Source organism: Paenibacillus sp. LHD-117 (assembly GCF_030929555.1).
Classification (GTDB): domain Bacteria; phylum Bacillota; class Bacilli; order Paenibacillales; family Paenibacillaceae; genus Pristimantibacillus.
In genome coordinates this window covers 1-25,821 of sequence record NZ_JAVFVT010000029.1, presented here as the reverse complement: position 1 = coordinate 25,821, position 25,821 = coordinate 1, and the positions used below count along the sequence as shown (strand labels likewise).

25 protein-coding genes and 1 rRNA gene are annotated in these 25,821 nt (G+C 50.1%); 10 read left to right on the top strand and 16 right to left on the bottom strand.

Annotated features, from left to right (window positions below; genetic code table 11):
- Positions 1 to 127: 127 nt before the first annotated feature.
- Genes RB620_RS20925 through RB620_RS20915 form a run of 3 tightly spaced genes read right to left on the bottom strand, consistent with a single transcriptional unit; the run spans position 128 to position 1,495 of the window.
- Positions 128 to 346, bottom strand: a complete 219-nt coding sequence (locus RB620_RS20925) for a DUF951 domain-containing protein (RefSeq protein ID WP_308097695.1) — start codon at positions 344 to 346, stop codon at positions 128 to 130.
- 2 nt (positions 347 to 348) lie between these two features.
- Complete coding sequence (locus RB620_RS20920) at positions 349 to 1,203, bottom strand: mechanosensitive ion channel family protein (RefSeq protein ID WP_308097693.1); 855 nt, start codon at positions 1,201 to 1,203, stop codon at positions 349 to 351.
- Between the two features lie 52 nt (positions 1,204 to 1,255).
- Positions 1,256 to 1,495 (bottom strand): putative Se/S carrier protein, encoded by a 240-nt coding sequence (locus RB620_RS20915; RefSeq protein ID WP_308097691.1) that lies wholly within the window; start codon positions 1,493 to 1,495, stop codon positions 1,256 to 1,258.
- 105 nt (positions 1,496 to 1,600) lie between these two features.
- Here RB620_RS20915 and yyaC point away from each other — a divergent pair, with 105 nt between their 5' ends.
- The gene (yyaC, locus tag RB620_RS20910) at positions 1,601 to 2,209 is read left to right on the top strand and encodes a spore protease YyaC (protein ID WP_308097689.1); all 609 of its coding nucleotides are present in this window, start codon (positions 1,601 to 1,603) and stop codon (positions 2,207 to 2,209) included.
- Between the two features lie 7 nt (positions 2,210 to 2,216).
- Here yyaC and RB620_RS20905 read toward each other — a convergent pair whose 3' ends face one another.
- From RB620_RS20905 to rpmH, 12 genes are all read right to left on the bottom strand, one after another.
- Positions 2,217 to 2,699, bottom strand: a complete 483-nt coding sequence (locus RB620_RS20905; RefSeq protein ID WP_308097687.1) for a DUF4446 family protein — start codon at positions 2,697 to 2,699, stop codon at positions 2,217 to 2,219.
- A 15-nt stretch (positions 2,700 to 2,714) separates the two neighbouring features.
- Positions 2,715 to 3,887 carry an aminotransferase class V-fold PLP-dependent enzyme gene (locus RB620_RS20900; RefSeq protein WP_308097685.1) on the bottom strand — a complete coding sequence of 391 codons (1,173 nt, stop codon included), beginning with the start codon at positions 3,885 to 3,887 and terminating at the stop codon, positions 2,715 to 2,717.
- Positions 3,888 to 4,149: 262 nt separating this feature from the next.
- Positions 4,150 to 5,004 (bottom strand): ParB/RepB/Spo0J family partition protein, encoded by an 855-nt coding sequence (locus RB620_RS20895; RefSeq protein WP_308097683.1) that lies wholly within the window; start codon positions 5,002 to 5,004, stop codon positions 4,150 to 4,152.
- Positions 4,985 to 5,758, bottom strand: coding sequence for a ParA family protein (locus RB620_RS20890; protein WP_308097681.1), 774 nt, complete (start codon positions 5,756 to 5,758; stop codon positions 4,985 to 4,987). Before RB620_RS20890 ends, RB620_RS20895 begins: the two co-directional genes overlap by 20 nt.
- 187 nt (positions 5,759 to 5,945) lie before the next feature.
- Positions 5,946 to 6,764, bottom strand: coding sequence for a nucleoid occlusion protein (gene noc, locus RB620_RS20885; RefSeq protein ID WP_308097680.1), 819 nt, complete (start codon positions 6,762 to 6,764; stop codon positions 5,946 to 5,948).
- A 548-nt stretch (positions 6,765 to 7,312) separates the two neighbouring features.
- Positions 7,313 to 8,035, bottom strand: coding sequence for a 16S rRNA (guanine(527)-N(7))-methyltransferase RsmG (gene rsmG / locus RB620_RS20880; protein ID WP_308097679.1), 723 nt, complete (start codon positions 8,033 to 8,035; stop codon positions 7,313 to 7,315).
- On the bottom strand, positions 8,036 to 9,931 hold the full coding sequence (gene mnmG / locus RB620_RS20875; RefSeq protein ID WP_308097678.1) for a tRNA uridine-5-carboxymethylaminomethyl(34) synthesis enzyme MnmG: 1,896 nt from the start codon (positions 9,929 to 9,931) through the stop codon (positions 8,036 to 8,038). It abuts the gene before it with no gap.
- 12 nt (positions 9,932 to 9,943) lie between these two features.
- Positions 9,944 to 11,323 carry a tRNA uridine-5-carboxymethylaminomethyl(34) synthesis GTPase MnmE gene (gene mnmE, locus RB620_RS20870; protein WP_308097801.1) on the bottom strand — a complete coding sequence of 460 codons (1,380 nt, stop codon included), beginning with the start codon at positions 11,321 to 11,323 and terminating at the stop codon, positions 9,944 to 9,946.
- 122 nt (positions 11,324 to 11,445) lie between these two features.
- Positions 11,446 to 12,066: an RNA-binding cell elongation regulator Jag/EloR gene (gene jag, locus RB620_RS20865; protein WP_308097677.1), complete on the bottom strand. Its 621-nt coding sequence runs from the start codon at positions 12,064 to 12,066 to the stop codon at positions 11,446 to 11,448.
- A complete protein-coding gene (locus RB620_RS20860; protein ID WP_308097675.1) occupies positions 12,063 to 12,842 on the bottom strand; it encodes a YidC/Oxa1 family membrane protein insertase in 780 nt (259 codons plus the stop codon). The genes jag and RB620_RS20860 overlap by 4 nt, the downstream gene beginning before the upstream one ends.
- Positions 12,843 to 13,114: 272 nt before the next feature.
- On the bottom strand, positions 13,115 to 13,462 hold the full coding sequence (rnpA, locus tag RB620_RS20855; protein ID WP_308097673.1) for a ribonuclease P protein component: 348 nt from the start codon (positions 13,460 to 13,462) through the stop codon (positions 13,115 to 13,117).
- Between the two features lie 101 nt (positions 13,463 to 13,563).
- Positions 13,564 to 13,698: a 50S ribosomal protein L34 gene (gene rpmH, locus RB620_RS20850; protein WP_087572533.1), complete on the bottom strand. Its 135-nt coding sequence runs from the start codon at positions 13,696 to 13,698 to the stop codon at positions 13,564 to 13,566.
- A gap of 571 nt (positions 13,699 to 14,269) precedes the next feature.
- On the opposite strand from rpmH, the gene dnaA reads away from it, so the two are divergent.
- The 6 genes from dnaA to gyrB all read left to right on the top strand — a co-directional run bounded on the left by dnaA (position 14,270) and on the right by gyrB (position 20,603).
- Positions 14,270 to 15,622 (top strand): chromosomal replication initiator protein DnaA, encoded by a 1,353-nt coding sequence (gene dnaA, locus RB620_RS20845; protein ID WP_308097670.1) that lies wholly within the window; start codon positions 14,270 to 14,272, stop codon positions 15,620 to 15,622.
- Positions 15,623 to 15,814: 192 nt separating this feature from the next.
- Positions 15,815 to 16,951, top strand: a complete 1,137-nt coding sequence (gene dnaN, locus RB620_RS20840) for a DNA polymerase III subunit beta (protein WP_308097668.1) — start codon at positions 15,815 to 15,817, stop codon at positions 16,949 to 16,951.
- A 31-nt stretch (positions 16,952 to 16,982) separates the two neighbouring features.
- Positions 16,983 to 17,204, top strand: coding sequence for a S4 domain-containing protein YaaA (yaaA, locus tag RB620_RS20835; protein WP_308097666.1), 222 nt, complete (start codon positions 16,983 to 16,985; stop codon positions 17,202 to 17,204).
- An 18-nt stretch (positions 17,205 to 17,222) separates the two neighbouring features.
- Positions 17,223 to 18,332 (top strand): DNA replication/repair protein RecF, encoded by a 1,110-nt coding sequence (gene recF, locus RB620_RS20830; RefSeq protein WP_308097663.1) that lies wholly within the window; start codon positions 17,223 to 17,225, stop codon positions 18,330 to 18,332.
- Positions 18,333 to 18,405: 73 nt separating this feature from the next.
- Entirely contained in the window at positions 18,406 to 18,657 is a 252-nt protein-coding gene (gene remB, locus RB620_RS20825; RefSeq protein WP_087572529.1) for an extracellular matrix regulator RemB, read from the top strand.
- Between the two features lie 38 nt (positions 18,658 to 18,695).
- Positions 18,696 to 20,603 carry a DNA topoisomerase (ATP-hydrolyzing) subunit B gene (gene gyrB, locus RB620_RS20820; protein WP_308097659.1) on the top strand — a complete coding sequence of 636 codons (1,908 nt, stop codon included), beginning with the start codon at positions 18,696 to 18,698 and terminating at the stop codon, positions 20,601 to 20,603.
- Between the two features lie 35 nt (positions 20,604 to 20,638).
- On the opposite strand, the gene RB620_RS20815 is transcribed toward gyrB, so the two are convergent.
- Positions 20,639 to 21,418 (bottom strand): YheC/YheD family protein, encoded by a 780-nt coding sequence (locus RB620_RS20815; RefSeq protein ID WP_308097656.1) that lies wholly within the window; start codon positions 21,416 to 21,418, stop codon positions 20,639 to 20,641.
- A 409-nt stretch (positions 21,419 to 21,827) separates the two neighbouring features.
- Between RB620_RS20815 and gyrA the strand changes: the two genes are divergently transcribed.
- The 3 genes from gyrA to RB620_RS20800 all read left to right on the top strand — a co-directional run.
- Positions 21,828 to 24,311, top strand: coding sequence for a DNA gyrase subunit A (gyrA, locus tag RB620_RS20810; RefSeq protein WP_308097654.1), 2,484 nt, complete (start codon positions 21,828 to 21,830; stop codon positions 24,309 to 24,311).
- 69 nt (positions 24,312 to 24,380) lie between these two features.
- The gene (locus RB620_RS20805) at positions 24,381 to 25,448 is read left to right on the top strand and encodes an HD-GYP domain-containing protein (RefSeq protein WP_308097652.1); all 1,068 of its coding nucleotides are present in this window, start codon (positions 24,381 to 24,383) and stop codon (positions 25,446 to 25,448) included.
- 297 nt (positions 25,449 to 25,745) lie between these two features.
- Positions 25,746 to 25,821: ribosomal RNA gene (locus RB620_RS20800) — 16S ribosomal RNA — on the top strand; the annotation flags it as partial.

Here is a 25,821-nt window from a genome sequence, read left to right as displayed (position 1 = left end):
GTGGGTATTAGAAAATCTCCAATCGAAGAGGATGTGCGACCTACAGCTTTGCAAAGCAAAGCTGCTTCGTAAGCATAGCGGAAGTTTATCGCCAATCAAAAAGGTGCACGATACAACCCGCCACGCATTACAGGCTTGCTCCCTCATCATCCTTTGGGTTCGAACGCAGCACCTTTTTCATGTTTTTCTCGAACTTCGCTCTCGGTATAAGTACGCTATGCTTGCAGCCGACGCATTTGATGCGAATGTCCATCCCCATTCGGATAATTTCCATTTCGTTCGTCCCGCATGGATGCTGCTTCTTCATCTGTACGATATCGCCAAGGTCGAATTGTTTCCGCTCCACCGCTACCCCTCCCCGTTCGCTCGTCCAACCATCACCATTCTCGGATACGGAATGTCAATGCCGTTCCGGTCGAGTGCTTCTTTGATATCCCTATTCATCGCTCTTGCCACGATTCCCTGCATCGTTGGCTTGCATTCCGCAATAATTCTGATATTAACCGATGCAGCGGATACGAGCTGCACGCCGAGCACTTCCGGCTCCTTCACCAGATGATCGTGCTTGAACTGCGCCATGGTCTCGCGGATGATCTCCTGCGCTTTGTCCACGTCGGCTTCATAGGCGATCGAAGTATCTACGACCGCAAGCGAGTTATGAATGGAGAAATTCGTTACCTCGTTAATCATACCGTTCGGCACGATATGGATTTCGCCCGTCCAGCTTTGGATTTTGGTTGTGCGCAGCCCTATCACTTCCACAGTACCCTTGAAGGTACCTGTCTGTATGACATCGCCTACCGCGAACTGATCTTCGAGGATAATGAAGAATCCGGTTAAGATATCCTTCACCAGACTTTGCGCGCCGAAACCGATCGCGATGCCCACTACTCCTGCTCCTGCGAGCAGGGGTCCAAGATTGATGCCGATCTCCGAGAGCAGCAGCATAAAAATAATGAAATAGATAATATACGACGATACGTTCTTCAGCAGCTTGCCGACCGTCGTCATTCGCCTTGCATGATGCGGAGGCTGCTTGCCCGCACGCTCGAGGACCATCCGGTCCACCGTTTTATGTAACAGCCAGATTAGGATTCGACCTACGATCAGAATGATGGCAATTCGAAGTAATGTAATGCCGAAGTTTTGCCACATTTCGTTATCCGTAATCCATGCCGTAAATTGCTGATATAGTTTATTCATTGTTCATTCACCTCATCTGCCTCAATCAATGATCGGACTCTATCGTTTGTCCTTAACTTTCTACCTCTTGGTAGCCTTCCCCTACCGGCTGGAATATACCTCTGATCTCCACCTGCTCCTGCTTGATGACATCCTTGACCATGTGCAAATCCTCTTCCGGGAAATGGATCGACAACGCGCAGCCGGCCGTTATTTCCTTTGGCGTCGGACAAATATCGATCTCGATATCCGCGTATTCGAGCAGCATCTCCGCTCTTAAAGCCTGTTGGGTGGAATCAAACGCAATTAACATACCACAGACCTCATCTCTTCATTTTTTCCCTTGTTCCATAAGCATGCGTATAAAATGGTTGTCCCATCCATATACTAGTAACATATTACCTATTGGAGGGATTCTATGAAGCTTCCATTCATGAAAGACGCGCCGTTTAAAGTGCCTTATACGAATGCGAACATCACAGGCATGCTTGTGCATCGGCTAACTGGGCTTCTGGAGGATCTTTCGTCGAATCGCCCCATTGTCATCGTTTGTATCGGCACGGACCGCTCGACAGGCGATGCGCTTGGCCCTCTAATCGGCACTGCCTTGCTCAAGTACAGAAGCCCGCACTTTCATCTTTTCGGCACGCTTGAGGATCCCGTACATGCGATGAATTTGGAGGACACGCTGCTAGAAATCAATCGCAAGTTCGACAAACCTTTTGTCATCGGCATCGATGCCTGTCTCGGCCAAGTGTCCAGCGTCGGATGCATCCAGATCGGCCAAGGCCCAGTCAAGCCCGGCGCAGGCGTGAACAAAGAACTTCCTCCTGTAGGCGATATCCACGTTACAGGCATCGTCAATGTTGGCGGATTCATGGAATATTTTGTCCTGCAGAATACCCGGCTTCATCTTGTCATTCGGATGTCCGAGGTCATCGCCTCCAGCCTGATGTCGGCCATCACAAGTTATGTCCATGTATCGCCTTCGGCGAGAGATCAAACCGCGGCGGCCGATCTCTCCTAAAGTCCATTTATTTGGCTGCTAGTATCGCTTGTTTCTCTTCCGGCGTCAGCGGATAATTGGATTCGCCCTTCACAACCGGTTTCGCGTAGACATATGAATTCTCCCTGCTATGCAGGCTCGAGAATACCGCACCGTCCTTCTCCTCGTTTACGATCGCGAGGGAGAAGCTGAGATCGCTCCCGCCATCCGAGAATGGATTAAACCTAACAATCCCGACTTTTCCTTTCACTTGAGGCAATTCCGATTCTATGGTTTCTACTCGCTTTGTCAGCTTCTCCGAATGTTGACGTTGCTCTTCCAGCCTATTTTTCACTTCCATGACAACATCTTCGATATTCGTTATTCCCGTATTGCCCATGACCGCTACGTATTGTTTCCTTAATTTTTTGAGCCGCGCGCCAAGCGTCGCCACCCAGATGAGCAACACAATAACAAGCACCGCAAGCGCCATGCATACCAAATAAAAAACGTTCAAGATCTGTTCGTCCATGATTTACCCCATCCCTTAGATGCCATATTGCTTTGTTATTTCTCTCATCGCCACGGTTAACGCGTCCACATCCCCTTCTGTCGTGAACACGCCTACGCTTGCTCTTACCGCTCCCGCCTCCGAGGTTCCCGCGCTCTCATGCGCCATCGGGGTGCAATGGTAGCCCGATCGTACCGCTATTCGATAATGCTGATCCAAGATAAAAGATAGTTCGGACGGATCAATGCCGTTGACTTGGAAAGCCACGATTCCCGTTCTTTCCTCTCCAAGCTTCGGGCCTAGGATACGGATACTCGGCAGCGAAAGCAATCCGTCCATTAAGCGCTGCGATAACGCCCATTCCTTAGTATGGATGTTCTCAACCGTCTCATTCAGCACATAATCAACACCCGCCTTTAGCCCTGCGAGCCCAGGCGTGTTCTGCGTTCCCGCCTCATAGCGATCAGGCCTTACCAGAGGCTGGTACGGCGCTTCAGACTGGCTTCCAGTGCCTCCGAGCAGCAACGGTTCCAAATCCATTTCCGGGGCTATATAAAGCCCTCCAGTGCCCTGCGGACCTAACAACCCCTTATGCCCTGGGAACGCCAGCATATCGATGCCAAGCGCCTTTACGTCGATCGGTACGATGCCCGCGCTTTGTGCCGCATCAACTAGCAGTTTAACGCCATGTTTTCTGGCTATCTCGCCGATTTCTCCGATTGGGAGTATCGTTCCGAGCAAATTCGAGCTATGATTTGCTACGATCAATTTCGTGTTGGGGCGAATCGCTCCTTCCAGCTCGGATAAATTGATGTTGCCTCGTTCATCCGTCTTAAGGAATGTCACTTCAACCCCATCCGTTTGCTCCAGGTGATACAACGGACGTCTGACGGAGTTATGTTCGACCGTCGTAGTAATAGCATGATCGCCAGGTTTCAGAATTCCTTTAATCGCCATGTTTAGAGCCATCGTCGTATTAGCTGCAAATGCAATATCGTTCGGATTTCGGATGCCGAACAATTTGGCGAGTGACTTCCGGGCATCGAACAAGATCCGGCTCGCTCTAACTGCCATGGCATGACTACCTCTGCCTGGATTGGCTGAATGATTCATCATAGCGTCCATAACCGCCTCAATCACTCCCGGAGGCTTTGGCCATGAAGTAGCCGCATGATCGAGATAAATCACGTTTTGTTGACCCGCATCCATAGTTCTTGCACCCTCCCCTTCTAAACCGGCTGTCAACGCAGCAGATTGTCTTCCTCAGACAACATAAAATTTCATTCCGAAAACATGGATTTATGACTCGTAAATGGACATCTATATTTCGTCATTCATTTCATGTTTTTTCATGCTCACAATCGTTTCATTTATAACCGCAAAATATGCTTCAATCCAACAACAATGGCATACCTTAGTTTAATCCTTCGCAAGAAAGATTACAACTTAGATATGCCATTCTTTGGGCGATCTAGGCCAGCTGCTGCAACAGCTCTAGCAACCGTTCCAAATCTTGTTTATTGTAATATTGAAGCTCGATTTTGCCTTTTTCTTTCTGTTGTTTAATCTTCACCGTCGTCTTGAATCGATCGCGAAGCGTCTCCTCCAAGTGATCAATGTACGGATCCCGCTTCTTCTGTTTTTGCTGTTTCTCCGGCTGATCTTTTCCTTTATGATCAAGCTTTTGAATAGCATCCTCCAGTTCACGTACGCTCCATTCCGAACCAACAATTTGTTCGGCGAATTGTTTCTGAACGGATACATCCTTCAGCCCTGCGAGCGCCCTTGCATGTCCCATTGAAATTGTTCCACGTGAAACATAATCTTTGATCTCTGTCGGCAAACTCAGCAGTCGAACAAAGTTAGCGATGTGAGAACGTGACTTTCCAACCTTCAAACTTAGCTCTTCTTGCGTTAGTTTAAACTTATCCATAAGGGCTTGATAAGCGATGGCAACTTCAATGGCATTTAAGTCTTCGCGTTGCAAATTCTCGATTAACGCGATCTCCATAACTTGTTGATCGCTAAAGCTGCGAACGACCGCAGGAACCGTCGTATTCCCGCAAAACTGAGACGCCCGGAATCGTCGTTCACCAGCGATGATTTCGTAACCTTTTAGTACGGAACGAACAATAATCGGCTGAATGACGCCATGTTGTTTGATCGATTCGGCTAATTCTTTAATCGAATCTTCGTCGAAAGTTTTCCGTGGTTGATAAGGGTTCGGACGAAGCTGTGTGAGCGAAATCTCAACTACTTTATCATCATCGTTGACGGAAAGAGACGGGATTAACGCGTCAAGACCTCTACCTAGCCGCTTGCTCATACATAACCACTTCCTTCGCAAGTTCAAGATAAACTTCTGCACCTTTGGATTTTGGATCGTATGTGATAATGGCCTGACCATGGGAAGGCGCCTCGCTCAATCGAACGTTACGAGGAATAATCGTTTGATACACCTTTTGTTGGAAATACTTCTTCACTTCTTCAATGACTTGGATTCCGAGATTCGTACGAGCATCCAACATCGTTAAGAGAACGCCTTCAATCTGTAGTGATGTATTCAAATGTTTCTGCACTAGACGAACGGTATTAAGCAATTGGCTTAATCCTTCCAGCGCATAATATTCGCATTGGATCGGAATCAATACCGAATCAGCCGCTGTCAGAGAGTTAATCGTAAGAATACCGAGAGACGGCGGGCAATCAATTAAGATGTAATCGAATTGGTTCTTCACCATATGAAGCGACTTCTTCAATCGCAATTCGCGAGAAATCGTAGGTACTAGCTCGATCTCCGCTCCTGCCAGTTGAATCGTAGCCGGAATGACCGTCAGACCTGGGACATTCGTCTCGACCATCGCATCTTTCGGATGCACTTCATTAATTAATACGTCATAAATACAATTGGGGACATCTGCTTTGTTAATACCAAGTCCGCTTGTCGTATTTCCCTGTGGATCGATGTCGACTAACAACACCTTTTTCCCGATCGATGCTAGACAAGCTGCTAGATTAACGGACGTTGTCGTCTTGCCGACCCCGCCCTTCTGATTGGCTATTGCAATAATTTTCGACAATTCTAATTCACCTCATGTGTGAAACTTTTGTACAAATGGCATCGCCGCCTTCACGGAAGGCGGCAGATAATCGGTATATATTCGATCTATTATACCACAGAAGAATGGATTAAATAGATCTGTGATAGAAATCTAATTTCTAATTTGAGGCATCCTGCAATAGAATTGTCGCAAGTTTAATACTCGCTTACCGTTTAGGGATCTGAATCACAATTTCATAATGATCTTCATGATCCTTTTCATTTGTTTTGATCTTTAATCCGGATCCCGAAACCATGTCGATCGATTGACGAATCGTATTCAGTGCAAGCCTAACATCCTTCGTAAAGGAGATTCGTTTCACCTTTTTGTTTTTGTTCGATTCGTTCAAGAATGCGATTCGAACTTCGGTTTGTTTTACGTTTAAGTCCTTCGTAATAATTTCTTCGAGTACCCGCTGTTGGAGCTCTTCCGAATCTAGCGATAATAGTGCTCTCGCATGTCTCTCCGAAATTTTTCTTTCCATTAAAGAACCTTTAACCGAATCAGGAAGCATCAGCAAACGAAGCTTGTTCGCGATAGTCGATTGGCTTTTCCCTAATCGTTGAGCTAAACTTTCCTGCGTTAATTGATGCAGTTCGATCAGCTTTTGATAAGCAACCGCTTCTTCGATAGCCGTCAGATTCTCGCGCTGCAAGTTCTCAATAAGCGCAATTGAAGCAGTCTGCGAATCGTTGAATTCGCGCACGATAGCCGGAATCGTCTCATACCCTAGCTTCGTTACCGCGCGCCAACGGCGTTCACCCGCAATGATCTCATAGCGATTATTTCGCATTCGAACAACGATAGGCTGAATAACGCCATGCGTCTTGATCGTTTGGCATAATTCTTCTATACGGTCATCATCAAACAAGGTACGAGGCTGAAATGGACTCGTATCAATTTCATGAATCGATATTTGCCGCACTTCTTCTTGTGTAGAGCGCTGCTCGGACAAGCCGAACAGACGGGAAAATTGTTCTTTCATCGATGACTACCACCCGATCATGTGATAAATCTATTCGCGATATCGCGCGATAGACTTCCCAGCTATCTGAGAGTATTGTAACCTTTACCTTATAATTCGACTCTCTTCAATTGAAATCCTGCTTGACAGTAGATTTACATAGTCATTTACATGGACAAGTTGTGACAAATCTACTTCCTTGAACAACATGGATGAGTGGTCTACATCAACACAATCAAAGTAGGCTGTCGGCCAATTGGAGCCTCTCAAATCTAGTTTCTATTGTCTACAGAATTAACTGTGAAACTACTTATGACGGTAAATATGTTCCACGTGAAACATTTTTTCCGTAAGAACGCCGCCGGTTGCCGACTCTGGCGACTCCCCTTTGTGCTTCATCTCAAGCTCTTTGGCCACTTATTGAAGTAACATCCTACTAAAACTACTAGGAGGAGTTAAACAATCTCAAAAAATAGAATCAACTCTGGTATGTACGAGCGTCAGAACTTATTTATCGCAACAGGATTTCTGTTTTCTGAACGCTCAGAATTTGAATACTGGTCATTTGATTAGGCGAGAGGCTGTTTCAACGGAACCCCAGCTTTTCTAGGATATTTGCGTGGCGTTTCTCCTAGTTTCTCGACAACAATAATATGTCGTTCGGAACCTTCGTTCGGCAGCACCATGCCATGCTCACGCAACACCTTGCTTTTTAGCTCCTTAAGGCTGAAGGCTGCTTCTTTTACTTCTTCTTGAGACTGCGAACCTTTCATCGCCGCGAAATTGCCGCCTGGCCGAACGAATGGCAAACAAAATTCATTCAGTACATTCAGTCGTGCAACCGCTCGGGCAGTAACAAGGTCATAACGATCCCGGTATTGCGGCATCCGTGCGATATCTTCCGCACGGCCATGGACGCACTCGACATCGGATAATCCCAATCGTTCAACCAAAGCGTTCAGGAATGAAATACGTTTGTTTAAGGAATCTACGATTAAAACCTTCAAATGGGGAAAACAAATCTTAAGAGGAATGCTGGGAAATCCGGCGCCCGAACCGATGTCGGCAATGTTATTCACTTTATCGATATCCACAAAAAAAGAAAGCGAAACCGAATCGTAAAAATGTTTTTCGTAAACGGCATTGCGCTCGGTAATTCCGGTCAAATTCATTCGTTCGTTCCAGTCCACCAAAATTTCGTAGTAGGCTTCAAACTGCTCAAGCTGTCGGGAGGAAAGGGCTATCCCCTTCTCCCCCAGCTTTTCGATAAACCAAGTCGTTGTTGTATCCATTTAAGCCCCTGACTTTCTTGCCGCGGTTACGCGATTATAATGCTCCATATAAACAAGCAGGATGGAAATATCGGCAGGCGTTACGCCAGCGATCCGTGATGCCTGGCCGATCGACAATGGGCGGATCACGCCAAGCTTCTGTTTCGCTTCGGAAGCCAATCCGCGAACATCCCCATAATCGATATCGTCGGGGATCTTCTTTTTCTCCATCTTGTTAAGACGCTCGACTTGTAGCAGCTGCTTCTCGATATAACCGGCGTATTTGATTTGAATCTCGACTTGCTCCTTCATTTCTTCCGTCAAATCATAAGGTGAAGGGACGACGGTCTCCAGCATCGCATAGGTCACTTCCGGTCTGCGAAGCAACGACAATACATCTCCGCCCTGCGTCATCGGAGCGGATCCCGCTTCCAGAAGTACGTTCTCCATCTCTTCTGGTTTCACCTTCGTACTACGAAGACGTTCAACCTCTTGCTCCACCAACTCTTTTTTCTTCAAGAACTTCTCGTAACGCTCTTCCGTGATCAATCCGATTTCGTGGCCTACCGGCGTGAGACGCAGATCGGCATTATCATGGCGAAGCAATAGTCGGTATTCGGCACGCGAAGTCAGCAAACGATAAGGATCATTCGTGCCTTTGGTCACCAGGTCATCGATCATGACACCAATGTAACCTTGGGAACGACCGATGATAACCGCTTCTTTCCCCTGCACCTTGCGCGCGGCGTTAATGCCTGCAATAATGCCTTGCCCTGCCGCTTCCTCGTACCCGGAAGTGCCGTTGATTTGTCCAGCTGTGAATAAGCCGTCAATCACCTTTGTCTCCAGCGATGGCCATAGCTGAGTGGGGATAACCGCATCGTATTCGATTGCGTAACCGGTGCGCATCATCTCAACTTTTTCCAATCCTGGAATTGAACGTAAAATGCTGAGTTGTACGTCTTCCGGCATGCTGGTCGATAACCCTTGTACATAATATTCGGAGGTGTGCTTGCCCTCCGGCTCCAAGAAAATCTGATGTTTTGGTTTGTCCGCGAAACGAACGATCTTGTCTTCGATGGACGGGCAATAACGCGGTCCTGTCCCTTCGATAGCACCAGAAAACATCGGCGCACGATGCAGATTGTCGTTAATAATGCGATGCGTATCTTCCGACGTATACGTCAGCCAGCACGGCAGTTGCTCATTATCGGACGACTCCGTCTCATGCGAGAAAAATTTCGGTTTCTCGTCGCCGGGTTGAATCTCCGTTTTGGAGAAATCGATCGTATCCTTATGCACCCGCGGAGGCGTGCCGGTTTTGAAGCGGATCAGCTCCAAGCCATGCTCCTTCAAGCTGGCGGACAAACGGACGGACGGTTGTTGATTGTTCGGTCCGCTCTCGTACATCAGCTCACCCATGATGATTTTGCCACGCAGATAGGTGCCAGTAGTGACAACAATGGCTTTCGCCCTATACTCCGCGCCCGATTTCGTGACGATGCCCACGCACTTGCCATCCTCCACGATCAGCTCTTCCGCCATTCCCTGCCGAAGCGTCAAATGCGGCGTTTCTTCGATTGTTTTCTTCATCAAATGTTGATAAGAGAACTTGTCGGCTTGCGCGCGAAGCGCGTGAACGGCCGGTCCTTTCCCGGTGTTCAACATCCTCATTTGGATAAACGTTTTGTCGATATTGCGTCCCATCTCTCCACCTAACGCGTCGATCTCGCGCACGACATGACCCTTCGCCGGACCGCCGATCGAAGGATTGCATGGCATAAACGCAACCATGTCCAAATTGATCGTCAAGAGCAGCGTCTCGCAGCCCATTCTAGCCGAAGCAAGCGCAGACTCGCAGCCCGCATGCCCCGCTCCGATGACGATAACATCAAATTCACCTGCCACATATCCCATTATGGATCCCTCCTACTTTCCAAGACAAAACTGAGAAAAAATTTGATCAATCAGCGAATCCCCCGCTTCATCGCCCAATATTTCGCCAAGCGACTCCCATGCGAGCCTTGCATCAATCTGTATCACATCAATCGGAATACCCGAATAAGTAGCATCGATCGCATCTTCCAGTGATTGCTTCGCTCGCTTCAGCAGCGATATATGTCGAACGTTGCTGACATAAGTCAGATCATTCGCCTCTAACTGACCTTCGAAAAACATCTCGCTTATTGTCGATTCCAATCCATCGAGCCCGCGTTCCTCCAAAACGGACATGCGCACAATGCGATCAGACGGCACGTAACGCTCTACTTCATCAAGCTCCAAAAACCCTTGCAAATCGGTTTTGTTAATGATCGCCACGACCGATCGTCCTTCGAGCTGCTCCAGCAACTGCCGATCATCCGATTGCAGCGGTTCATTGTAATTCAGCACGAACAAAATGAGATCCGCTTCCTGAAGCGCGTCGCGCGACCTTTCCACGCCGATTCGCTCCACCACATCGCTTGTCTCCCGAATGCCTGCCGTATCGAGCAAGCGCAGCGGTATCCCGTTCAGCGTAACGAATTGTTCGATGACATCCCTCGTCGTACCCGGAATATCCGTCACGATCGCTTTGTTCTCCTGCGTCAACACGTTCATAAGCGAAGATTTGCCGACATTCGGTCTTCCGACAATGGCCGTCATAATCCCCTCACGCAATATTTTGCCTTCATTCGCCGTTTTTAGCAGTTTGTCGATTTCGCCGATCGCAAGCTGACACTGTTCGCGAATATACGCGCTCGTCATTTCTTCGACATCATGCTCCGGATAATCGATATTGACCTCGATATGGGCCAAAAGTTCGATGACCGTCTGGCGCAGCGCCTTAATCTTCTTCGACAGAACGCCTTCCGCTTGTTTACGCGCCACCGAGAATGCCCGATCCGACTTCGAACGGATCAAGTCGATGACGGCCTCCGCCTGCATCAGGTCGATACGCCCGTTGAGGAATGCCCTCTTCGTGAACTCCCCAGGCTCCGCGGTACGAATATCGTCCTGCAGCAGCACAATGTCGAGCACCTTCTTCACCGCTATGACGCCGCCGTGCGCATTGATTTCGACGACATCCTCCGCAGTGAACGAACGTGGGCCTCGCATCAGCGTGATGAGCACTTCTTCAACTTTCTCGCCGGAGCTGGGATCGACGATATACCCGTAATGCACCGTATGCGATTCCGCATCGTTCAGACTTATTTTGGATGAAAAAATTCGAGCGATTCCGCTAATCGCTTGCGGTCCGCTTACCCGAATGATCGCAATCCCGCCTTCCCCGACAGCGGTGGAAATCGCGGCAATCGTATCATGAATCATGTTCAATCAGCACCTCTTCATGTTTCTCATGCAGAATGGAAAAACAGCAATGACCTTGGAAGCCATTGCTGCGAATCGGTTATATCGGTATGGTTGAAGGTAAGACTTGGTAAGACTTCGCATTACCTCAAAGCAATGACTACGCGCCGATTGGGCTCGTCGCCTTTGCTGAACGTCCTTACTTTGGGATGGTTCTGAAGCTGCGAATGGATGACCTTGCGTTCATGCGGCGACATTGGCTCGAGAACAACTTCTTTTCTCGTGCGGATGACACGCCCCGCCAGACGGTCGGATAACTCTTCCAATGTCTTGCGACGGCGTTCGCGAAAATCCTCTGCATCAAGGACGATTCGAAGATGACTGTCTGAATAACGGTTGGCCACAATATTCACCAGGTACTGCAACGCGTCGAGCGTGCCTCCCCGGCGTCCAATCAGCATGCCTAGGTCTCCGCTGCCCGATACGGACAGATAGAAGCCTTCTTTCGTTTGCTTGCGATCGATCTGAACTGAAAGTCCCATTGTACGCGCCACTTCGGTAAGGAACTGCTCGGCTTCCGCCAGCGGATCCGGAATAAGCTCCAGCTCCACCTTTGCTTCCTTCACTCCGATCAGTCCGAACAACCCTTTCGACGGCTGTTCCAGCACGACAACCTTAACACGGTCTTCCGTTACTTGCCATTGTGACAATCCATTACGCACAGCATCGTCTATCGTCTTGCCCGATGCAACGATTTTCTTCATTTCGCAAGGACCTCCTTCTTACCCTTGTCAGATGAACGTACGTACAGGAAATAGTTTTGAACGATGGTATACGTGTTGCTGAATACCCAGTACAGCGGCAATGCGGCCGGGAACGACATCGACATGACGAAGATGAGCACCGGGAAAATCGTCAGAATCATTCCCATGCCAGGCATCTGCTGCGTCTGCTGCTTCTGCATCATCTTCGACTGAACGAACGTCGTAAGCGCGGCAAGCACCGGCAGGAAGTACCATGGGCTTGGCTCTCCGAGCCCGAAGCCGAACAGCTCTTCGGTCCGAATATCCTTATTCCAATAAATCGCATTGTAAAGCGCGATGAATACCGGCATCTGCACGATCAGCGGAAGACATCCAGCCATCGGGTTCACGCCGTGCGTTTGGAACAGCTTCATCGTCTCTTCTTGCTGCTTCTGCGGGTTATCTTTATATTTCTTTTTAATATCCGCCATTTGAGGTTGCAGCGCTTGCATTGCCTTGGAGCTGCGGTATTGCTTCAGCGTCAACGGCAGAATAAGCGTCCTCACGATAATCGTCAGAAGCAAGATCGCCAGGACGTAGGAATCGCCCATCCACCTCGCGAAAGCATCAAGCGTAATGGCGAAATAATAAACGACGTTTTTCTCCCAGAAGTTACCCTTAAGCAAATCGGGCGTGTCCATCGTATGATCGGCCGGAGCACAACCTGCAAGCAGGCCAATCATCATGACCAGGCCAAGCACTAGAAGCCATTTTCGTTTTGAATTCCGAAACAACATTAAATCTCCTCTCTGAGAGCTTCTGCATAGTTCTATTCCAAGATAGACTATACCATAATTTATAACACAAATAAACAAGGTGAAATGGCTGTCGCCGTCCTTTGGCGGCGCGGTAAGTTTCATTCCGAGAAATATAGAGAAAGTATGGCAAATCATATACTTTCCTATATTTCAAGCGTCGGCGGCTGCTTCCAGCAAATCGCGGCGCTTTCATTCGAGGCGGGCCGAACGTATTCCGAATCGCATGCAAACGCGTTCGAACTCCTGCCCGATCAGTCGGTTTTCTTCAATAAACCGGCTTTCTTAAGCACATGTCCCACGCTCTTCTCCATCTCTCTCAGCTTCATGGCCGTCGCGGGCTTTCTTACAATTAAAATGAAGTCTGTCCCCGGCACGATCCGGTCCTCCATATGCCGTACGATTTCCTTCACCATACGCCTCATCCGGTTGCGCATGACGGCGTTGCCGATTTTTTTGCTGGCCGACACGCCGAGCCGGAACGGATCGGCGATCTTCTGCCTCGACCAGTATACGACGAATTGGCCGTTCGCGAACGACTTGCCACCCCGATAGATCCGATTGAAATCTTCGCGGCTGCGAAGACGCAATTTTCTACGCACGTCTGATATCCACCGTTCCTTCTTCGTTCTCATCAGTATTTCCAAATGGGCGCAGCTCTAAATGCGAGCAAAAAAAAAGACCACCAGACGTGGTCTTCTGCTTACGCGCTCAGTACTTTTCTACCTTTTTGACGACGAGCCGCCAAAACTTTGCGACCGTTCTTCGTGCTCATCCGCTTGCGGAAGCCATGCACTTTAGCACGTTTGCTTACATTCGGTTTAAATGTAGGTCTCATTTATGCTGCACCTCCTATATTACATGTGAATCGAAACGTTGAGCGGCAACCGCCGCGATCTTACATAAAAATACGCTTTTACTATTAAACCACGCAGCCGGGCAAAAGTCAATGTTCGGTCCCCGGGGGAGCCGTTGCCAAATCTTTTCGTTTTTCAGCTGTGGATAAATGAATGAATCATCCCCGTTCGTCCGAAACTAATAACATGTGGACAGAATTTCGGCGGCTTAATCGAACTTTGTCGAATTCTTAACAAGATATAAACAATATCTAGTGTTGTCGATAACTTTTATACACAAGCTCTTGAGTATGTGGATAATATAAGCAAATCCGTTGAAATATAAGGCATCTTTTGCTATGATGGATATGTTTTCGTTGTGGATGAGCATCAATTCCGCGCTAAATTATTAACAGCCTGTGGATAACATTGTGAACAAAATTATCCCCTATTTATAACTCACTTCTCAAATATCCGTCAGAATGTGGATATTTTCGTGCATAAAGATAGGTATTCGACAAGTTTCCGCGCGGGCCCCGCCTTTGGGCGATAGAAGATAAGGAGTGACAGTCTGTGGACAGCCATACTTATGACTTATGGCAACAAGTATTGTCAATCATCCAAACGAAGCTTAGCAAACCCAGCTTTGACACTTGGTTCAAAGCGACCAAAGCTTCTTTCGTCGATGATTCCGTGCTTGAAGTTACCGCGCCGACCACATTTGCCGCAGAATGGCTGGAAGGTCGTTATACGAAGCTGATCAGGACGACGCTGTACGAATTCCTCGGAAGGCAGATCGACGTGCGATTCTCCATCGATGAACCGAAGTCGGCCGAACAGAGCATCGTATTCCCGCCGAAACAGGTTCACCATCACGTCTCGTCCGATGAACCCCATACCCATATGCTGAATCCGAAGTATACGTTCGATACGTTCGTCATCGGTGCAAACAACCGATTCGCGCACGCTGCATCGCTCGCGGTCGCGGAAGCGCCGGCCAAAGCGTATAATCCGCTGTTCCTATACGGCGGCGTCGGGCTTGGCAAGACGCACTTAATGCATGCGATCGGGCACTACATTATGGACCATAACCCGAATACGAGGGTTCTCTATATTTCTTCCGAGAAATTTACGAACGAATTCATTAACGCCATCAGGGACAGCCAGGGCGAGAGTTTTCGAACGAAATACCGTAACATCGACGTCCTGCTGATCGACGATATTCAGTTCCTGGCGGGCAAGGAACAAACGCAGGAAGAGTTCTTCCATACCTTTAACGCCTTGCATGAAGAACGCAAGCAGATCGTCATTTCCAGCGATCGACCGCCGAAAGAGATCCCCACGCTGGAGGATCGCCTCCGTTCCCGGTTCGAATGGGGTCTCATCACCGATATTCAGCCTCCGGATCTGGAGACGCGCATCGCCATTCTCCGCAAGAAAGCGAAAGCCGAGAATTTGGATATCCCGAACGAAGCGATGAACTACATCGCCAATCAGATCGACACGAACATACGCGAGCTGGAAGGCGCGCTGATCCGGGTCGTCGCCTATTCTTCGCTCATTAACGCCGACATCACGTCGCACTTGGCAGCGGAAGCGCTCAAGGACATTATTCCTTCCAGCCGGCCGCGCATGATTACAATACAGGACATTCAGGTAAAAGTCGGGGAATTCTACGGGCTTCGCATGGAGGAGTTCAAGGCAAGGAAACGGACCAAAGCGGTTGCCTATCCAAGACAGATCGCAATGTACCTCTCCAGAGAGCTGACCGACTATTCCTTGCCGAAGATCGGCGAGGCGTTCGGAGGACGCGACCATACGACCGTCATACACGCCCACGAGAAAATTACGCAGCAACTGAAGATTGACCAAGAGCTGTACAAGATCATTCAGAATTTGACTGAAAAAGTAAAAAATCAAATGTGAACAACTAAGCAAGCCTATGCACACGCTATGCACATGTGGATAGGCTTGCTTTATCAGCGTTAAATGGGGTTATCCACATATTCAGGGCCCCTACTACTACGTCTACTAAAAATCTTTTAAAATAATACCTATATTTAACGACTTCGTCGTTTGCGGCTATCGCCTAAAAATCTTGTAGAAACAGGTGACGAAATGAAACTTACGATCTCCAAAAACGAACTAAACGATGCGATCCAACAAGTCGCCAAAGCCGTCTCCGCTCGTCCGGCCATTCCGATTCTCGGCGGCATCAAGATCGACGTGAACCATCAATTCGTAACGCTAACAGCCAGCGATACTGATATATCTATTCAGAGCTTTATCTCCGTAGAACAAGGAGATACGATAATCGCGCAAGTCGACAAACCCGGAAGCGTAGTGCTGCCGGCCAAATTTTTTGTCGAAATCGTCAAGAAGCTGCCTTCCGACCAAGTCATGATCGACGTAAGCAGCCAGTTCCAAACGATCATCCGTTCCGGCTCGACCGAGATCCAGATGGTGGGTCTCGACCCTGAGGAATTCCCGGTGCTTCCGTCCATCGAACAGAACGACGTGCTTCAAATTCCTGGCGATTTGATCAAATCGATGATTAGACAGACGATTCTGGCCGCTTCGACAAGCGAACAAACGCCGATTCTGACGGGCGTGCTTTGGAATTTGCACGAAGGCGAACTGAAGTTTGTGGCGACGGACCGACATCGCCTTGCAAGCCGAACGACAAAAGTCGATTCCGACCTGAGCTTTAGCAACATCGTCATTTCGGCGAAGACGCTAAACGAATTGTCGCGTCTAATTCCCGACCAGAATACGCTCGTCGACGTCGTCGTGGCCGACAACCAGGTGTTGTTCAAGGTCGACAACATTCTGTTCTATACCCGGATTCTGGACGGCACGTATCCCGATACTTCCAAGATTATTCCGCAAGTGTTCGAAACAGAACTCGTCCTCGATACCCGGAACGTCATGGATGCGATCGACCGCGCCTATCTCATGTCCCGCGAAGAAAAAACGAATATCGTCCGGCTCTCGACAATGGAGGACGGAATGATCGAAATTTCGTCCAGTTCCACCGAGCTCGGACGCGTAACGGAGCAGCTGGACGCGAAACAAATGACGGGAGATCCGCTCCGCATCGCATTTAACTCAAAATATATGCTGGATGTGCTGAAAGTCATTGACAGCGAACAATTGTTCATCGGATTCACGGGCGCGATGAGGCCGATTATCGTGCGTCCGATGGATCATCCGTACAGCATGTACGTCATTTTGCCTTACCGCACGACAAGTTAATCCCAGGAAAGCCCGAAAGGAAGCGAAGAGGATGAAAGAGATACCGATTCGGACGGAATATATCGAATTAGGGAAGTTTCTGAAGCTGGCGGATTGTATATCCACAGGTGGACAAGCGAAATTTTTCTTGCTGGAGACCGTTATCCACATAAACGGGGAAGTGGATAACCGCCGGGGCCGCAAGCTGTACGCGGGCGACAAAGTGGAAGTCGAAGGCTGCGGCACATTTGTCGTTGCGCGTGAATTCGCGTAGGGACCGGGAGGTCGAATCGTGTTTCTGACACATATCGAATTGCAAAATTATCGAAATTACGCCAGCCTCGAGCTGGCTACGTCGAATCAAGTAAACGTTTTCCTCGGACCGAATGCCCAAGGCAAAACGAATCTGCTCGAAGCAATCTTCGTGCTTGCCTTGTCGAAGTCGCATCGGACTTCCAAGGACAAGGAACTGATCGGCTGGCAAGGAGACTCCGCACGGATATCGGGGGCGGTAGACAAACGTTACGGCGCCATCACCCTCGATCTTCTCTTCTCCTCGCAGGGCAAGAAGGCGAAGATTAACGGGCTGGAGCAGCGCAAGCTGAGCGACTTCATCGGATCGGTCAACGTCGTCATGTTCGCGCCGGAAGATCTCGAGATAGTGAAAGGCACGCCGGGCGTGCGCCGCCGATTCCTCGACATGGAGATCGGACAGGTGCAGCCCGGTTATCTGTATACGCTGCAGCAATACGGCAAGGTGCTCCAACAGCGCAACAACTACTTGAAGGGCGCAGGACCAGGCAGCGTCAACGCGACGATGATGGAAGTATGGAACATGCAGCTAGCCGAGCTAGGTGTTAAAATCATGAAAAAGAGGAAACACTTTATACATAAACTGCAAATCTATGCGGAACAAATTCATGCCGGCATCACGAACGGCTCCGAGAAGCTGACCATCGAGTACCGGCCATCCTTCGATACGGACGCCACGCAAGATGAACCTGTTTTATTTGATCAATTTATGTTAAAGTTAACACAAGTGAAAGATCAGGAGATTCGGAGAGGCGTTACGCTCGCCGGACCTCATCGCGACGATTTGGCTTTCTTCATCAACGGCAAGGAAGCCCATGTATTCGGCTCGCAGGGGCAGCAGCGCACCACGGCCTTATCGCTGAAGCTGGCCGAGATCGAGCTGATCCATGAGGAGATTGGGGAATATCCCCTGCTCTTGCTCGACGACGTATTGTCGGAGCTGGATCAGAATCGGCAGACGCAGCTCATAGAAACCTTCCAAAGCAAGGTGCAGACCTTTATTACAACAACCGGCCTGGAGAGCGTCAACACGAGCAAACTCCACGATGCCGGTATCTATTATGTGCGCGAAGGCAGAGTGACCGTATGAGTAGGCATTCCACAAGCCCGGTCTTTGGATGCTTCGTGATCAAAATTGGGCTTTAGGAGAGGCGGGGGAAGGCATGTATATTCATCTGGGCGGAGAGAAGATCATCAGGGCCGTAGAGCTAGTTGCCATCTTTGATATATCTATCGAGCAATCCTCCAAGCTGTCCAAACAATTCGTCGCGGGTGCCCATAAGCGCAAGGACGTGGAGACGATCGGCGAAGAAGAGCCGAAGTCCATCGTGGTTACGAAGAAAAAAATTTATTATTCGCCTATCTCATCCTCTACACTCAAGAAACGAGCGCATCATTTTGCGGCGAATGGATAACGAACAGGAAGAGCAGTCGAGAGGAGCAGTGAGCTTGCATGTCTTTGGAACAGCATACGTATGACGAGAGTCAGATACAGGTTCTCGAAGGTTTGGAGGCCGTCCGCAAACGTCCGGGGATGTATATCGGCTCCACCAGCGGCAAAGGACTTCACCATCTCGTATGGGAAGTCGTCGACAACAGTATCGACGAAGCGCTGGCCGGTTATTGCAACAAGATCGATGTGATCGTTCATGAAAATAATAGCATTACCGTCATCGACAACGGTCGCGGCATTCCGGTCGGCATGAACGCGAAGCTGCAGAAGTCGACGCTGGAGGTCGTAATGACTGTCCTTCATGCCGGCGGCAAGTTCGGCGGCGAAGGCTACAAGGTGTCCGGCGGTCTGCACGGCGTAGGCGTGTCGGTTGTGAACGCTTTGTCCGAATCCGTCATCGTGCAAGTCAAGCGCGAGGGAAACCTCTATCAGCAGGAATACCGCAGAGGCGCTCCGCAATATGATATCAAGGTCGTGGGCGAATCACAGGAGACGGGCACAACGGTAACATTCCAGCCGGATCCCGAGATCTTCACGGAAACGACGGTTTACGACTACGAGACGCTTCAGTCGCGGATCCGCGAACTGGCGTTCCTGAACAAGGGCATCGAGATTACGCTGACCGACGAACGCACGGGCGTATCGAACTCCTTCAAGTACGAAGGGGGCATCATCGAGTTCGTCAACTATTTGAACCGCAACCGCGAGGCGCTGCACGAAGCGCCGATCTACGTGGAAGGCGCCAAGGATCATATCCACGTCGAAGTCGCGCTGCAATATAACGACAGCTACACGGAGAATATTTATTCCTTCGCGAACAATATCAATACGCATGAAGGCGGCACGCACGAATCCGGCTTCAAGAGCGCACTGACGCGGATTATCAACGACTACGCGCGGAAGATGAACCTGATCAAGGAAAACGACTCCAACTTCTCAGGCGACGACGTCCGGGAAGGGCTGACGGCGATTATTTCCGTGAAGATTCCGGAACCTCAGTTCGAGGGACAAACGAAGACGAAGCTCGGTAACAGCGAGGTTCGCGGCATCGTGGAATCTTTCTTCGCGGAGAAGTTTCAGGAATTCCTCGAAGAGAATCCCGGCGTATCGCGTAGAATCGTGGACAAAGGCTTGCAAGCTGCCCGCGCGCGCGAAGCGGCACGCAAAGCACGCGAGCTGACGCGCCGGAAGAGCGCGCTCGAAGTAGGCTCGCTGCCGGGCAAGCTGGCGGACTGCTCGTCGAAGGACGCGGCGATCAGCGAGCTGTACATCGTCGAAGGCGACTCGGCCGGCGGCTCCGCCAAACAAGGCCGCGACCGCCACTTCCAAGCCATCCTGCCGCTGCGCGGCAAGATTTTGAACGTGGAGAAGGCACGTCTCGACCGCATTCTCGGCAATGCCGAGATTCGGGCGATCATTACAGCGCTCGGCACCGGTATTAGCGACGACTTCGACATCGCGAAGGCGCGTTACCACAAGATCATCATCATGACGGACGCCGACGTCGACGGCGCGCATATTCGCACGCTGCTGCTGACCTTCTTCTATCGCTACATGAGGGAGATCATCGAAGCCGGTTTTATCTATATCGCGCAGCCGCCGCTCTTCAAGATCGAGCGGAACAAGGTTGTCCGTTACGCGCTTACGGAGAAGGAACGCGATCAAATCATTGCGGAATTCGGCGAAGGCGTGAAAGTGAACATCCAGCGTTACAAAGGTTTGGGAGAGATGGACGCGACCCAGCTATGGGAGACGACGATGGATCCCGAGAGCCGTTCCATGCTGCAGGTATCGATCCAGGACGCGATCGAGGCGGATACGATCTTCGATACGCTAATGGGAGACAACGTCGAGCCGCGGCGGGAATTCATACAGAAATACGCCAGATACGCGAATCTGGATATTTAATTAGGCAAGCAGCCACCCGAATGAAGGTGGCTGCTTTATTTTTTGCTCCATGAACATTTGCGCTTAATGCCGCCATAGGCAGCTGCGTATCGGGTTACTCTTCGATGCATTGTTTTATCGGCCAGCTTGTTGAAGACATAGGGATGCGGCTTCGTATTGACCTCAAGGATCCAAGGATGGAATTTCGTGTCGAGCGCAACGTCGACGCCAAGCTCTTTCAAGCCCGGGTAAGCGGCCTCAAGCTGCTTGCCGATTCTGACGCCTAGCTTCCGGATATTGGCCTTGAGTGCGTTTGTCTCGGCTGCAGCTTGGTGGTCGGACATCAGCTTCTCCAATGCCATCAACGTTCCGCCGCTATGATAGTTCGTAATAATCTTGCGCGGATGAGCCAATCTCCCGATAATGCCCGAAGTCTCCCATTTGTTGTTTAAGTTTTTTTGCACCATGACGCGAAGGTCGAATCTCCGGTTGCGATGCTTCAGCATGTCTATGCCTTTCTGCACGATGTAGCCTTTCCGGCTGGCATAACGCTGCAAGGCTTGGTAGAGCGCTTCGAAGGACGATACGGTGCGGGACGTCGTATCGATCTGGTACCTGTAGCCCTCTGCCGGATCGTTTAATCGTTCCACGCGGATAACGCCGTCCCCGTAAGTGCCGCTAATCGGCTTGACGTAGACCATCTCGTAATCCTGGAGCATGCGGTACAAGGATTCCTTGCCGTAGCGTTTCGTGTGAGGGATATAAGCATGCATCCTGGGAGAGCGCAGCAATACTTTTGTTTTCGCCCATTTGCTTCTCACGCGTCGAATGGCCAATGGGTTCACCTCTTTCTATGGGATGCAACTCGAAATGATCGGATGTCGCAGAATAGCCTGCAAAAGGCCGCGTTTTCGCGAATGTTTTTTCTGTTCCGCTCCGGTCCAAGCACAAGACAGACTCTGGAATGAATGGTATAATAAAAGTTGGGTCTATTTAATCTATGACCATTTTTCGCGTTCTGAGCTTAACGATTGGCCTATTTTTTGAATGCAGGGAGCGTCCGCAGCGCCTGCGGGTTTACGCAAGCCCGATTTGTGAAAGTAATATGATAAAGCCTATATCGAGGCAACTCTTAGATGAGCGACCTACAGCTTTGCAAAGCAAAGCCACTTCGGAAGCAGATTCTTATGCGGTAATGGAAATGGTTGACGATTGACCAGATAGATGACGTCAGGGAGGTAAAGCATGGCGGAAGAACAACGAATGTCAGTGACAGACCGCGATATCGGCACGGAGATGCGGGATTCCTTTATGGACTACGCGATGAGCATTATCGTGAGCCGCGCGTTACCGGATGTGCGGGACGGGCTTAAGCCGGTGCACCGTCGTATTTTGTACGCGATGTCGGAGCTTGGCATGTCACCGGACAAGCCGCACAAGAAGTCGGCGAGAATTGTAGGGGAAGTCATCGGCAAGTACCATCCGCACGGCGATTCCGCGGTTTACGAATCCATGGTTAGGATGGCGCAGGATTTCTCCATGCGATATATGCTTGTTGACGGACATGGCAACTTCGGTTCGATCGACGGCGATATGGCGGCGGCCATGCGATATACGGAAGCACGTCTTTCTAAAATGGCCATGGAGCTGCTTCGCGATATTAACAAAGAAACGATCGACTTCGCACCGAACTATGACGGCGAAGAACAAGAGCCGGTCGTATTGCCTTCGCGTTTCCCTAACCTGCTGGTGAACGGGGTAACGGGTATTGCCGTGGGCATGGCTACGAATATACCGCCGCATAACCTGAACGAGGTTATCGACGGGGCGCAGGCGCTCATCCGCAATCCTGAAATTACGTCGCTTGAGCTGATGGAATACGTGAAGGGACCGGATTTCCCGACCGCCGCGTATGTCATGGGACTTTCGGGCATCCGCCAAGCGTATTTGACCGGTCGCGGATCGGTTACGATGCGTGCGCGCGCGACGATCGAAGAACATAACGGCAAGGCGCGAATTCTCGTGCACGAGCTTCCTTACCAGGTTATCAAAGCAAGACTCGTAGAGAAAATCGCGGAGCTCGTACGCGAGAAGAAGATCGAAGGCATTACCGATCTGCGCGACGAATCCGATCGCAACGGCATGCGGGTTGTCATTGAGCTTCGCCGGGACGTAAACCCGAGCGTCGTACTGAACAACTTGTACAAGCATACGCAGCTGCAGTCGAACTTCGGCATCAACATGCTGGCCCTCGTGAACGGCGAGCCGAAGACGCTGAACCTGCGCGACATGCTTTATCATTATTTGCAGCATCAGATCGAAGTCATCCGCCGCCGTACCGAATACGACCTGAAGAAGGCCGAAGCGCGCGCGCACATTTTGGAAGGCTTGAGGATCGCTTTGGACAACCTGGACGAGGTCATTGCCCTCATCCGCGGATCGCGTACGACGGAAGAAGCGCGCGAAGGTTTGATCGGCCGGTTCCAGCTCAGCTACGAGCAAGCGCAAGCGATTCTGGACATGCGCCTGCAGCGTCTGACCGGACTGGAGCGGGACAAGATTGAAGCCGAATACGCCGAGCTCTTGGCCAAGATTGCCGAATACAAGGCGATTCTCGCGGACGAGCAGCTGGTGCTCGATATTATTAGCACGGAGCTGAACGAAATCAAAGAGCGGTTCGGAGACGAACGCCGCACGGAGATTACGGCCAGCGACGAAGAAATTTTGGACGAGGACCTGATTCCGCGCGAGGACGTCATCATCTCGATTACGCACTCCGGATACATCAAGCGTCTTCCGGTTACGACTTATCGCAGCCAGAAGCGCGGAGGCAAAGGCGTCGTGGGCATGGACACCAAGGAGCATGACTTCGTTGAGCATCTCTTCGTGTCGAACACGCATCACTTCTTGCTGTTCTTCACGAACAAAGGCAAAGTGTACAAGCTCAAAGCCTACGAAATTCCGGATCTCAGCCGTACAGCTCGAGGAACGCCGATCATCAACTTGATTCAGATCGAGCAAGGCGAGACGATTAACGCGGTTATCCCGGTTCAAGCCTTCGATGCGGATCATTATCTGTTCTTCGCGACCAGACAAGGCGTCGTTAAGAAGACGCCTCTCGACGATTACATCAATATCCGCAAAGTCGGATTGATCGCGATCTCCTTGCGCGAGGATGACGACCTGATCGGCGTGAAGCTGACGGATGGCAATCAAGAGATCATCATGGGTACCGCTCAGGGGATGTCGATTCGGTTCTCGGAGAACGATGTTCGTTCCATGGGACGTTCGGCAACCGGCGTGAAGGGTATCGGCCTGGACGATGACGATACCGTCATCGACATGGACGTCGTCGTACCGGATAAAGATGTGCTCATCGTTACGTCCAAAGGCTACGGCAAACGTACGCCGGTAGGAGAGTATCGGATCCAGAACCGCGGCGGCAAAGGAATCAAGACGCTTAACGTGACGGACAAGAATGGACCGATCGTCTCGCTGAAGGTCGTAGAGAACGACGAGGACCTGATGATCATGACGGCTCTCGGCACGCTGATTCGTACCAGCATGGAGGGAATCTCCACGATGGGCCGGAATACGCAAGGCGTGAAGCTCATTAATACGCGCGAGGACGACACGGTTGCTACCGTTACTCGCGTAGCGCGGAGCGAAGAGAGCGAAGGCGCAACGTCTGAAGAAGAGCAAGAGACGGATGCTCCTGACTCCGAATAACGAACGGCACGAGCAGCTCAGATCCAACACACATCTTGTATACTCTAGCTCATGGGGGAGGGGACAGGTATGGTTGCAGTAGCGGTTGCGCAGCTAAAACTAGGCGATAAGATCGGGGAAGATGTTCTCACCCCCCTTGGCGGCCTATTGTTTCACAAGGGAAAAGTGATTACTCCGAAGGAACTGGATATTTTGCAAGCTTTCTTAGTACCTGCGGTAGTCGTCGAGAATAGCAACGGCGATTCGAAATCTGTTGAAGGGCAGCCTGCACAGCCAACATCGCCGAGCTTGCAGCCAGCTACTCCCTTACAGCAGGAGTATGAGAAGATGATCGAGGTGCTAAGGAAACTGTTTAGTACCTATGTTGCCGGGCAAGGCATGCCGATCATGGATATTCGAGTCCAGCTCGAGAAGCTTCTTGGCTATATCGCCGATTATAAGGTGCTCACTTTTGCGCCAAGGATGTTCCAAGAGCGGGATTACCTGCTTCATAATAACGTAACCTCCGCGATGACTTCTTATTTGATCGCTCAGTGGGTAGGGCTCCCGCAGAAGGATTGGATGCAGGTTGCCTTGGCGGGTCTGCTCAAAGATATCGGGAACGTGCGCATCGACAGATCCATTCTCTCCAAGCCTACTCCGCTATTGGCGGACGAGCTGGAGGAGATGAAGCGTCATACGGTTCTGGGCTATCAATTGCTTAAGAATGTCGCAGCTCTCAACGAAGGCGTTAAACTCGCCGCTCTTCAGCACCATGAGAAGGTGGACGGGACGGGTTATCCGCTAGGTATCGACGCTAGCCAGATTCACCCGTATGCGAAGATCGTGTGTATCGCGGATATCTTCCATGCGATGACATTGAATCGAGGCTATCGCAAAGCCGTTTCTCCTTATCTCGTACTTGAACAAATTCAGAGCGATGCGTTCGGAAAGCTCGATCCGGGTTATGTGAGAACGTTCGTAGAGAAAGTAACCCAGTTCCATAATGGAACGGTTGTACGGCTGAGCGATGACCGGGTAGGCGAGATTGTATTCTCGGATCGTACGCATCCTACGCGTCCTTGGGTTTCGATTGACGGCAAGATCGTGAATCTAGCCACCGAACGTCAATTGCATATCAAAGAAGTATTAAAATAGAGTTGAACTCATACGCTTCCGCTTCATGCGGAAGCGTATATTTATGTCCTTTTATGGGGCAGAAAACTTTCTCGAAAAAAATGAAAAAAAGGACTTGCATTTCACTAGGCGAACGTGATATATTATAAAAGTCGCCGATGAGAAAAACGGCCGACACGCAAGAAACGAAAGACAAGAAATTGTTCTTTGAAAACTGAACAACGAGCGAAACTGCCCGATCTAAAGTTTTGCGAAGCAAAACACTTCGCAAGCTTTAATGATCGAAATAGCAACAACGTTTTAGAGCTATCAAACACTTTTATGGAGAGTTTGATCCTGGCTCAGGACGAACGCTGGCGGCGTGCCTAATACATGCAAGTCGAGCGGATCTGAT